This is a genomic window from Thermosulfurimonas sp., from assembly GCF_015491435.1.
GTDB lineage: Bacteria > Desulfobacterota > Thermodesulfobacteria > Thermodesulfobacteriales > Thermodesulfobacteriaceae > Thermosulfurimonas_A.
Genome location: NZ_WFVX01000026.1, coordinates 1 through 11394, shown reverse-complemented (window position 1 = coordinate 11394; position 11394 = coordinate 1). Strand labels below are relative to the sequence as shown.

The window sequence follows — 11394 nt, the reverse complement described above, 5'->3', positions numbered from 1 at the left end:
TTATAAAAGAAAACGAGGAATATATTATTGTAGTGGAAGAAGAATATTTAACACCAGGGAAGGGAGAATTTCTTTTTACAGAAGAAGGAGAAACAGTTTATTTTCAAAACATTAAAGCCCAAATTGAAGAAGTAGCAAAAGATCTACACGAAGCTTCACAGAAAGCTCGAGAAATTATCGAACTAGGCTTAGTTCAACCTCTGGAATTACGTCATCAGTTCAGCTTCGGTGAAATATGCCTGAGAAATGCCTTAACAGCTGATATACGTAAGCTTTCGCATCTTCAACCAGAAAAAATCTATCATCTAGTAGTGAAAGGTACTCTCCCAGTTCTTTTAGCCCAAAACTTAAGTATGCGAAACTTTGCTTTATTCGAACTTTTCGCTTATTTCGAGGGGCGGCTCCCCTTTTAAATTCTTCTTTTAGTTCAACCCTGTTGAGGGGGCTCTGCCCTTTTAGGTTGATCGTCAAACCCCCAGATAATTTCTACCGCCGACATACGCAGGGCTCTCTGGAGAAGCACAGAAAAATTAGGAACCGGAAATTTGCCTTTAGAGGCGAATACGTACTGGAAGTTTCCGAGAGTGGGAGCGTTAAGATAAAGGGGTTTGGCAGTCTCTATCAGTACTCCGGCACTTACCTGGGCGGGGACCTGAAGTTTCTGTCCCCCGGAAAGTTCCAGGGTAAAGGGAAGAGGCCGTACCCCCTCCAGAAGAGTACCGGGGAGAAAGGGCTCGGTGGAAAAATAAATCTCCGCAAAGCCCGCCTGTTTTAGCGCATGATGAAGGGTCCAGGGTTTCCAGCGAGTGAGATGATTGGGGGGATAATCCGTTCCCCACCATTTAAATTTCTGATATCCTCGGGCTAGATTTTCGAATTTATAAAAAGGGGGACAGCTCAGGATCAAAAGACCTTGATGGTCCAAAAGCTTCCAGATCTCTCGTAAAAATCCAAAGGGATCCGGAAGATGCTCCAGGACTTCCAAAGCGGTAATAACCTGATAGGGCCCCCGGAAATCTTCGGGGAGTTCCGATAGATCACCGGCCCGATTCACCCGAAGACCGAATTTTTCCCGAGCCAACCGAAGGGCTTCTTCCGAGACATCCACTCCATATACTTCAAAACCCAGCCTTTGAGCCATAAGGAGAAGAAAACCCGTAGAACACCCTACATCCAGGAATTTACCCCGAGGTAGAACTTTTAATATAGAGAGTAGAAACCGAAATCGGGGGAGAGATTCCCAGCGAGAGATCTCCTTTTGAGGATCATCTTCTACTTGTTGATAATCTTCGTAGGGGAGATCTTTTGAATACTGTAGTAAATTTGAACCTCTCTTTTGATAAATTTCCTCATACTCCGCTTCTTCAAGAGGCCAGCTGAACTGGAGCCCGCAGGAAGGACATTCAAAGACCGGAAACCCGTTGATCACCTCAAAAAGGGCAAAATCGTTTCCTTTATGACCGCATACCGGACAGTGTTCCGGCTTCTGATACTCACCAGAGGTCAATTTTTCAGCATCCCGCAGGGCCTGGGCTATAACCCCGGCAGGGATATTTTCCAGACACGGACTATAAAATTGCCCTTTGCGCTTGGCTTCGGAGCAGGGTTCAAGGGTAACGTGTTTCCTACAAGGAGCGATACAGGTCTCCCCCAGATATTTCGAGCGCACGGGGATCACCGTGGGATAAGTGGCAGAAGTAAAATCTGGTTCTATAGGACCAGCTACAAGTACGGTAGGTTTATGTAAGCCGGCCGAAAGATGAAGGGTAGCGGTATCGGTGGTGATGACCGCATCCGAAAACTTCACCGCTGCGGCAAGATGCTTTACGGTTTTCATGTGGGAAGAAAGATTGGCTGCCCGGATACCATATACATCGAGCGAGGTCTCCACGGTAACGTCTTCGGTGGGGAGAGAACATATCACCGGTACATAATCCTCGGAAAGGAGGTCTTCGAGTTCCTTTAGGAGACGGGGGGGTAAGGTCCGGTGGATGGAGCTGGCCAGGTAATGAAAGAGTAACACTTTTTTCCCGGGAACTAGACGCCGGATTTCTTCAAAAATAGGACCTATTTCCGCTTCTACCTCCTCGGGAATAACTACATCCGGTACCTCCCGCTCGGCGCAAACCAACCCCAGTTTCCAGAAAAAATATTCCACCATATTGAGATTGTCGAATTGGGGTTTTCCTACCATTTCCACACATTTAACCAGATAGTCCGCCTTCCGAACCCGATCAAAGGGTACCGGCATGGTAAGAAGTTCGTCTATGTAGGAAAGATCCTCAAGCACCGGTCGGGCCCGCCCGGAAATGCTTACCAAGAGCCTCATCTTCGGAAACTTTCTTTTTATCTCCCGTAGAGCCGGGGTCATGCACAGGGCGTCTCCGATGGCCGCATGGGCCACTACCAGGAGGGTCTTTCCGTTGAGATCTTCTCCCCGGTAAAAAGGGGGAAGTTTGGCCTCGGTACGAGAAAACAACCGGCGAAAATTGGGAGGAAGGGCCCCGAAAACATCGTCAGCAAAAAGATACCTTTCACCCTTACGAATCTCCAGGTGGTAGCCGTTGAAATCCATAGAAAAGGTTTCTAGGGCCTTAGCCACTAGCATAAAAATTCCTCCTCTCTTCGTTCTAATCTAATGCATACCCCAAAAAGTCTCCGGCTGTAAATGGGGGATTAAAGTTTTTACGTAAACCGCCGAAAAGATTACTGAGAGCGGAAGAGGAAAAATCCCCTGCAAGGAGGTAAGTTATGGCTTTGAGAATTAATTTCAATTATGAAAGCGCGGCCACCCATACCGCGCTGAAGGTAAACGAAAGGCTCATGAACCAGTCGCTTCTGCGCCTTTCTACGGGGCTTCGCATCCTTTCGGCGCAGGACGACGCGGCCGGGCTTTTCATCGCCGACCAGCTCTCGGTGGTGGCGGCCGGTCTCTATCAGGGTAACCAGAACATCCAGACCGGAATCTCGGCCCTGCGAATCGCGGAAAACAATGTGGGGCAAATCTTCTCCAAGCTTCAGGCCATCTACACCCGGGCCGAGAATGCGGCCAACGACATCAACGACCCCAATGCCCGTCAATCCCTGCAACAGGAGATCAACAACTTTATCGACGCCATCCAGAAGATCGGTACCGATACCGAGTATAACGGCATCAAGCTCCTCGACGGAACCTTCAGCGGGAAATACATTCATTACGGTGCCCGGAAGGGACAAGTGGTTACCCTCTCCATCGGAGACGTACGGGCCCAGTCGCTGGGAGCCTATATCGTTTCCGGCTCAGACACGGTGAGTGAAAGGGCCTATTCCTCGGCCACCACTTATTCCTCTATTATCACCGGTGCCCTTCAGTTTGCCTCGGGTGAAAGCGTGAGCATAGGTACCGAAAGCCTTACCGCTGCCTCTAACATGGTGACTGACGCCAAGTATTTTGCTGACTGGATCAACAACAATACCAACCTCCAGCAGGCCGGAATCTCGGCGGAGGCCAGCAACCGGAGCGAGGCCGCGGATTGGACGGATATTACCGTACAAACTAATGATACCGTGGTACTCAAGTTCTTTGTGGGTACCTCCACGGCTTCTCCGGCAGCCTCCTATACTGCTAACGCGGGGGAGACCATTACCTTAAGTGAGCTGGTCTCGGCTATAAACGGTCAGGCCCAGGCCAACGGCTACAACCTCACCGCCACCGCGGAAAACGGAAAACTGGTCCTCCAGACCAACGGTGAAACTATCGGGGTGGAAGCAGATATTATTCATAGTGGAACCACCGGAGGAGGTACTATTGTGGATCTGAGCAAGATCCTTCAGGGAACCACTACCAGTATTACTAGTGGTACCGCCTCCGGAGCTACGGCGGCGGGGGTCTTAGTGGGTGATCTTTCCATCGCCGGTCTGAATAGCTTCTCCTACGATTTCAGTGCGGTAAGTGCGACCGCCTCTCCTTACGGACTGGCGCTTAAATCTGATACGGGTTTTGTGCCTACCGGTAGCGCAGCCTTCAAGAACCTTTATCAGATCGATGTGACCACCAATTCCGGAGCCGAGGATGCTCTCCTCATTGTAGATAAGGCCCTTAAAAAGGTGGATACCGTGCGCTCCCAGATCGGGGCCATTATGAATAACTTGCAATCTATCTACGACGCGCAGAAGGTGGCCTACGACAACACTAAGGAGGCCGAAAACGTCATTCGAAATGTGGACTACGCGGAGGAGATGAGCCGGTTCACCACCTACCAGATCCGGATGCAGAGCGGTATCGCCATGCTGGCTCAAGCCAACCAGCTGCCGCAGCTGGTGCTCCAGCTTCTCCGGTAATTTCTGGTGAGCCCCGGCCCCGCTTGGGGGCGGGGCCGGGTTTTAATATTCGGTTTGGGGGTGTACGGTGATCAGGGTACGTGGGGTTGATATTCCGTTACCCACCCCCCAGAAAACCGTGCTTTCGCGTCCAAAATCCTCCGAAGGACAAAAGGATCTGGCCCGTCTCCTGGTCGGGGCGACTCAAAAAAAGACTTCTTCCCCGCCTCCAGACCAAAAGCAAATAAAACGGCCGGAAGGGGAAGAATTAAAACGCCTGGTGGAGGAGCTTCAGCGACGCTTCGATCTCATGAATAAACAGCTTAAAATTGAAATCGATCACGAACTGGGTATTCCGGTGGTAAAGATCATCGATAAGCAAACCAATGAGGTGATCCGGCAGATTCCTCCGGAATACATGCTCAAGATCATGAAAAATATCGATCGCATGCTGGGACTCCTGGTGAACGAAAGGATTTAAAAAGCGGGCCTAAAACAACGGCTTTTACGCCCCGCAAGGAAGGCCGATCCTTAAAGCCTTCCTTGTAACCTTCTCCGGCTCTCTTCCCCTCAATTCCTCTCTTTCAGGGAACATAGGACCGGGACTCAAGTTTTCCGGGGATCTGCCGATAAAAATAAGAGAGAGGATCGGGGAGGCTGGAGATGGCCGGAGAGATATACCTGAGCAACCTCACCGGGGCCTTCGACTCAGCGGCTATGGTGGAAAAAATCATGAAACTCAAGGCCAAGCCGCTGGAGGCCTTGGCCCAGAAAGAAAAAGATCTTCAAGCCCGCAAACAGGCGGTGGATGATCTTAAATCCACGGTGGACTCCCTAGAAAGTTTCCTCGAAGGAACTACCATAACCGATCTCTTCCAGGCCAAAACCGGTACCTCCTCGGACACCGATGTGGCCACCGTTTCCGTGGATCAATCTGCTCCGGATATCTCCTTTGATGTAACCGTTTCTCAGCTGGCGCAAAAAGAGATTCGCCTTTCCACCGGGGGTGTGAGCGATCTTAATACCGTTCTCAGTCCGGCTACCTTTACCCTGCGTTATAATCTCAACGGCTCCAGCTATGAGGAAACCACCATCAATTTCGGCGGCGGAACCCTTCAGGATCTGGTGGACACCATCAATTCCGCCCAGAGCCGAATTACCGCCAGTGTCTATTATGACGGAAGCAACTACAAGCTCCTCCTTTCCGAAACCGATGAAGGGGCCTCCACCGTGGAGACCGATACCACCAACGGAGTTTACGCCATAGAAATCTCCTCCGGAGCCCTCCCCACGGAACTAGGGTCCTTGGATACCAATGTCCTTCAGGAAGGGAAAAATGCCCAACTCCAGATTGGAAGCGGGAGCCCAGTTTACAGCCCCACCAATACCTTTAACGATATTGTTTCCGGAGTGGATCTCACCGCTCAGGGTACCGGCTCGACCCATATATCCATCAGTGAAGATTATTCAAAAGTTACTGACTTTTTGCAAAATTTTGCCGAAAACTATAATAAGATCATCGATAAAATCCGGGATCTTACGGATTTGAAAAAGGGTATCTTCCTGGGGCAGAATTTCATAAACTCGCTGGAATCCAGTCTCTCTAATCTGCTTCAGCCTCTGATGGACAAGGGACTCATTACCGCGGATGATACCGGACACATCTCCATCGATACCGATCGCCTAAATGAACTCCTTCAGGAAAACCCTGAGGGCATGCAGGATACCCTCTCCCAGGTGAAAAATGCCTTTGATAACTATCTTACCGTAGAAACCAACTATTTAGGGGATATTTCCTCGGAATACCAGAAACAGATAGACGACCTCGAAAAACAAGCCCAGGAGCTCCAGTCCCGTCTGGCCCAGGAAGAGATCCGTCTGCGGGAGGAGTATGCTCAGCTCGAGGTCTTTATGAACCATGCCCAGGAAACCATTAAACGTTTGCAGGATTATATTGTAACCTTATCCGAGATGTACGGAGGGAAAAAATGATGCAACCCCATCGATACCTGGAAAACCTGGTAAATACCGCCAATCCGGTACGTCTGGTGATCCTTCTCTATGATAAAGCCATAAACAGTCTGAAATCCGCCGTTGAGATCATGGAGAAAACCGAACCCTCGCCCGAAGAAATAGAGCGTAAATACAAGGCCCTGGGACGGGCGGGAGACATCCTGGCGGTCCTTGACGGAACCCTCAATTTTGAAAAAGGAGGCGAAATCGCCCGGCAACTTCACGAAATCTATGAGGGTCTTTTGAACGATCTTCTAAGAGTTGTCGTCCAAGACGATCCCCAGACTGTAAAGCGCATCATCAAGGTGCTCGAAAACCTGCGAGCAGCCTGGGTGGAGGCCGAAATTAGCCTAAAAAAGAAAGGAAGGCTAAGGACTCCCAACCGAGTGTGCGGTGAAAAAGCTCAAAGCCTTGCTGCTACGCTGTAAAGAAGACCTGGCCCGGCGGGACCTGGAGCGCCTGCTTGAAGACTTTCAAAAGATCCAGACCTTTCCCTGGGAACAGCTCTCCTTGACCGAAGCCCAGCAAGCCTTGACCCTGCTTGAAGAACTGGTACAGGAAGCCGAACATCTCAAGAAGGACTGTGAAAATGGGCTTTCCGGGTTGGCTGAACTCGAAAGGAGATTACCTGTTTTTTTCCAGCAGTTGCGTTATCTCCTTCTCAAATTTAAATAACCCCTGAGTTAAAGAAAATTAACCAGACTGAGCCCCATAGTCTGGGTGGCGGCTTTCAGGGCCGCTTCATAAGCGGTGCGCTTGGCATTCAGCTTGGTTACCGCCTCCAGATAATCCACCTCTTCCACCTCGCCCAGGTTCCCGATCAAGATATCGTGAAAATCCTGATAGAGATTCTTCTTGAGTTCCAGATGATCCAGCCGGGTTCCCACCGCGGAGCGCTCTTCCAGGATATGATTCAGGACCTTATCCAGCCGGCCAATCTGGGTCTGTATGTCCTCCACCTCCTGGCGGGGGTCGGCTACATTGTCGTTGGCCAAAGTATTCCGCAGGGCAATAAGGGCCGAAAAGAGATCCGAAGCCATGAGGGCTTCCTCCCCGTTTCGGCCCACCAGGATCTTGCTTCCCCGGGCATAACCCAGATAAAGGTTCTCAGCCCCACCTTTATACACCACCTGTTCCACCACCTGACCATCCGGAAGGACTTTCTTCACCAGCTCAAAGGGTTTTTCACCCTCCTGATAGCCGGTAGGACGATTTCCGGCAAAAACATAGCGGTCGCCATCCTGGGTATTGGCCAGGGACAGAGCTTCTTGGATCAGGCCATCGAGTTCAGCGGCCATGGCCTTGCGGGTGGAAGCGTTCTGGATATCATTGGCTCCCTTAAGAGCCAGTTCCTTGGCTCTTTCGATCACCTTCTTGAGCCCCTTCAAGGCCCCTTCGGCAGTCTTGAGAAAACTGGTAGCCTCACGAATGGATTCCTGATAGCGATCGATTTCGGCCAGAGCCTTGCGATAACCCAGGGCATAATTTAACTCCACCGGGGCATCCGAAGGACGCTGGAATTTCTTTCCGGTAGCGATCTGGGTCTGATACTTATACATGCTCTCGGTAAGGTGTTCGAGGTCCGTAAGAAGCCCTCCGTAAAGAGTACGCATACTAAGACGCATTTATCTCTCACCTCCCTTTAACGCTTGGCTTCAATAAGGGTCATAAGCATCTCATCCGAGGCCGTAAGGACTTTGGCCGCCGCGGCAAAGGCCTGCTGATACTTCATGAGGTTGGCCATCTCCTCATCCAGGGATACCGCGGAGATGGAATCTCGAAGGAGCTGAAGCTGTTTGAGCAGATCCTCGGTAAAGTTTTTGGCCTCGGAGACCCGCTTCCCTGCTACCCCCACCTCGGCTACCACCGAGGCATAATAGTCGGGAAGACTGGCCTCACCCAGGGAGTCCTGGCGTGAATCCGAAAGATCCGAAAGGGCCAGAGCGTTGCGGTTGTCGCCGGGTTGAATCTCAAACCCCTGCAGAGCCCGGGATAGTCCCAGAGTATCGTTACGCGCAAGGAAACGACGACGGGTCAGATAAACCGCAAGGTTACCCTCCTCCCCGGAAAGATCGCTGCTCAAACGAAAACGTGACCAGTCCGGAGCCCCGTCTCCGTCGAGATCCCGATCGTTTACCCGAATATACAGCCTTCCCGAGGCATCTATTCCGGCGGAAAAATCCGGTGTCCCGTCTCCGTCGTGATCCACCGCATTCAGTGCGGAAAGAAAGTCGTTCAGGGTGGCTCCGGCGGAAAGGGATAGCGCTTCCGTAGCCACCGTGGTTCCATCTTCACGCTGATACTCCAGGGTGATGGTCTGGGCCCCGAAAGTATCCGTACCCTCCACCGGTTGATCGGTAAGGAAATACCAACTATCGGAGGAAGCCTCAAACCGATCCGCCGAAAGTGGGCCGGAAAAGGCCTGCCCCCGGAAGGCATCCGTAACCACGAAGCTCCGCGGCTCATAAAGCCCGGTAGCCTTTATCCGCAAACGTCCCCCGCTATCTATCTCCGCCGATAGTCCGTATTTCTGATTCTCCGTGGCGTTATACTTGTGGATCAACTGAATCAAACCCTGATCCGTGGAAAGATCCACCCGGAAAGGATCCACGGCCTGATTAGCCGGATCCGCATCCACCGGATGGCCGGTCTGATCGTAAAGCCAGTTCTCCAGGGCCCCAGTGGAAAAGGTCAGTTCGAAAGGGGTCCCTGCATTGGTCAGAAAGATACGTCCCCAGGATCGGGCTTGGTCGTCCTCCTCCAGCACCAAATAGGCAGTCCCCGCCGGGGGATTCTCCAGTCCGATTACCACCTGACCGTTATCTATATAAGCCCGCAGACTGCCGGAGGAATCCAGGGCGTTTACCAGATCCTCGAGATCTATGACCGCGTTTCCGTTGGTATCCGAGGGGGTAAAACTTTCGGAGCCCACTTCCTGCCCCTGCGCATCAAAGAAACGCACCGTGAGGGTCCCGGAAAATTGCAAAGCGGCGGGATCGAGTCCTTTCAGGTCCGCCACATACTGAACGGGTTTTACCCAGGGCTCCAGCCCGGAAAAGATCTGGGTCCCTCCGGCCGGATCAGCCGGATCGCGCCGGTACTGAGGGACCCATAGCCCCTTATCTTTAAGATAGGCCAGAAACGTGCCCTGAGTGTTCGGATCCTCCACTCCGAGTTCAAAATGGGCATAGGGACGGGAGGTATTGGGATCGAGGGTCAGGACCAGATGCCCATCGGTATCCACGTAGGCCCGAAAACCCTCCAGTTGATCCAAGGACGAAACTACCTCTTCCAGAGTGGCTCCGGCGGGAACGGTAACGGACTTTTCCTCCACCATCCGGCCCTGCGAATCATAAAACCGTACGTAAAGTGAATAATCCGAAGCATCCCCCACCACATCCGTGGTAGAAACCGGATCCCGGCTACGATAGGTCCGGAAGAGATCCGGCTCGCTGCGCCAGGCCTCGCGATCGAGACGGGCCGCAGCCACATACTCCGGATGTACCGAAAGGAGGGGGTTCACCTCGATGCTTGCGGCATCCACTCCCCCGAAAAAGGTGTTTATTCCGGTAGAGGCCAGAAGCCCCGAGGTATCGTTGGAGAAAGCAAAGGACCAGCCTTCCTGGGCCTGAAAGACCAGACGCCCGTCCCGCACCAGGGCCTGCACACTCTTCTCCGGGGTAAACCCCGCCCCCCGAAGGGCATCGTTGATCTGCGTGGCCACCTCCTCCAGTGTGGCGTCGGCAGGAAGGGAGAACTTTACCCGTACCGGAGTGATATGCCCCTGGGAGTCCCTCACCCAGAGGAAGAAACTGCCATCCCGCTGAAGATCACGGAAAAAGGGAAGATTCTTGAGGTAGCCCGAGGTCTGATAAAGCCCTTCCAGTTCCCCGGAAAAGAATTCCAGCCCCGCCCCCGAGGAATGGATCCGATTCACGGTCCGGATGAGTTCCTCGGCAAAAAGGGCCAATTTTCCGGCTAGATTCAACTCCTTTACCCGATAATTGAGATTGGGATCGTCGAACCTTCCGAAATCCAGTTTGCTCTGGGTGAAAGCGAAGGTGAGTTTGCCCGGCCCTCGATAGGCATCCCGCACTATGAGCTGGCCATCCCGGATCTCCGCGGTAACACTGAATCCGAAGGCCTGTTCGATGGCATCCAGAAGATCCCTCACCGTTTCCCGGCTGGGATCGGATACGGTGTAGGTGCCGGAAACCGCGTTTCCAAAATGGTCCGTCCCCTGAAAGAGGAATTTGTCTCCGGAAACCAGACCCAGTTCCGCAAGGGAGGTATCCTCGGTGATCGGAGTGCCGTCCTCCCGGAGGACGGAACGGGTGGAGGCGACATATTCATGATTCCACTGATCGGAGATCTGTTCCACGATGCGCAGCCAGCCCCCGAGCTCCCCTCCGGCCACCTCCTCGCCGGTAAGCCGGGCCTTTTCCCCCTGGTGCCCCACCCAATAGACCTCGGTGCCGCTAATCTCCAGTTGCCAGGACCGATCCACATCCACCAGATTGAAGCCTCGCCCCAGGATTACATTGTAGGCCCCGTCCTTGGTCTCGAAATAACGAATGGGGGCCAGCTTGGCCAGCTGGGCAATGAGATGGTCCCGCTGATCCCGGAGATCATTGGCCTGATGGCCACCGGTTTCCGCGGCGGTGATCTGATTGTTCAGTTCGGCAATATGAGCAGCGAGATCGTTGATTCTCTCCACCACCTCCTTGAGTTTGAGACCGATATTGTTTTCCAGGTCGCGCAAACTCTGAAACTTGTCCCGCAGGTTTTCCGCCAGAAGCTTGCCCTTTTCCACCAGAAGACGCCTCTCCGGGACCCCCTCCGGGCGATTGGAAAGGGTCTGCCAGGCGGAAAAGAAGTCGTTGAGGAGCTTGGAGAGCCCCTGGTCCCCGGCCTCGTTGAAGATACCCTCCACCAGGCGCATCCCGGTTTCCTCAGCGGAAAAGAGCCCCAGATCCGAGCGTTTCAGATTGAGATTGGCCTCCAGAAAGGCGTCAAAATACCGTTTAATCTGATCCACCTTCACCCCGCTCCCTATGGGTCCCACCGGGGAGGGAGAAGGGG

At 52.7% G+C, this 11394-nt stretch carries 9 protein-coding genes; 6 read left to right on the top strand and 3 right to left on the bottom strand.

Going from position 1 to position 11394, the window contains the following annotated elements:
• Window positions 1-413 (top strand): SapC family protein (locus F8J34_RS01020; protein WP_297055507.1); only part of this gene is annotated, 413 nt, incomplete at its 5' end.
• 14 nt (window positions 414-427) lie between these two features.
• On the opposite strand, the gene F8J34_RS01015 is transcribed toward F8J34_RS01020, so the two are convergent.
• Entirely contained in the window at window positions 428-2608 is a 2181-nt protein-coding gene (locus tag F8J34_RS01015) for a methyltransferase domain-containing protein (RefSeq protein ID WP_297055504.1), read from the bottom strand.
• Window positions 2609-2751: 143 nt separating this feature from the next.
• Here F8J34_RS01015 and F8J34_RS01010 point away from each other — a divergent pair, with 143 nt between their 5' ends.
• The 5 genes from F8J34_RS01010 (at window position 2752) to F8J34_RS00990 (ending at window position 6987) form a co-directional block, all read left to right on the top strand.
• The gene (locus F8J34_RS01010) at window positions 2752-4320 is read left to right on the top strand and encodes a flagellin (protein ID WP_297055501.1); all 1569 of its coding nucleotides are present in this window, start codon (window positions 2752-2754) and stop codon (window positions 4318-4320) included.
• Window positions 4321-4387: 67 nt separating this feature from the next.
• Window positions 4388-4780 (top strand): flagellar protein FlaG, encoded by a 393-nt coding sequence (locus tag F8J34_RS01005; RefSeq protein ID WP_297055498.1) that lies wholly within the window; start codon window positions 4388-4390, stop codon window positions 4778-4780.
• 182 nt (window positions 4781-4962) lie between these two features.
• Window positions 4963-6291 carry a flagellar filament capping protein FliD gene (fliD, locus tag F8J34_RS01000; protein WP_297055496.1) on the top strand — a complete coding sequence of 443 codons (1329 nt, stop codon included), beginning with the start codon at window positions 4963-4965 and terminating at the stop codon, window positions 6289-6291.
• Entirely contained in the window at window positions 6288-6740 is a 453-nt protein-coding gene (fliS, locus tag F8J34_RS00995; RefSeq protein ID WP_297055493.1) for a flagellar export chaperone FliS, read from the top strand. Before fliD ends, fliS begins: the two co-directional genes overlap by 4 nt.
• The gene (locus F8J34_RS00990; protein ID WP_297055491.1) at window positions 6724-6987 is read left to right on the top strand and encodes a hypothetical protein; all 264 of its coding nucleotides are present in this window, start codon (window positions 6724-6726) and stop codon (window positions 6985-6987) included. Before fliS ends, F8J34_RS00990 begins: the two co-directional genes overlap by 17 nt.
• A gap of 8 nt (window positions 6988-6995) precedes the next feature.
• Here F8J34_RS00990 and flgL read toward each other — a convergent pair whose 3' ends face one another.
• Both flgL and F8J34_RS00980 read right to left on the bottom strand, forming a co-directional pair.
• Window positions 6996-7937, bottom strand: coding sequence for a flagellar hook-associated protein FlgL (gene flgL, locus F8J34_RS00985; RefSeq protein WP_297055488.1), 942 nt, complete (start codon window positions 7935-7937; stop codon window positions 6996-6998).
• A gap of 17 nt (window positions 7938-7954) precedes the next feature.
• Window positions 7955-11356, bottom strand: a complete 3402-nt coding sequence (locus F8J34_RS00980; RefSeq protein WP_297055485.1) for a flagellar basal body rod C-terminal domain-containing protein — start codon at window positions 11354-11356, stop codon at window positions 7955-7957.
• Window positions 11357-11394 lie beyond the last annotated feature (38 nt).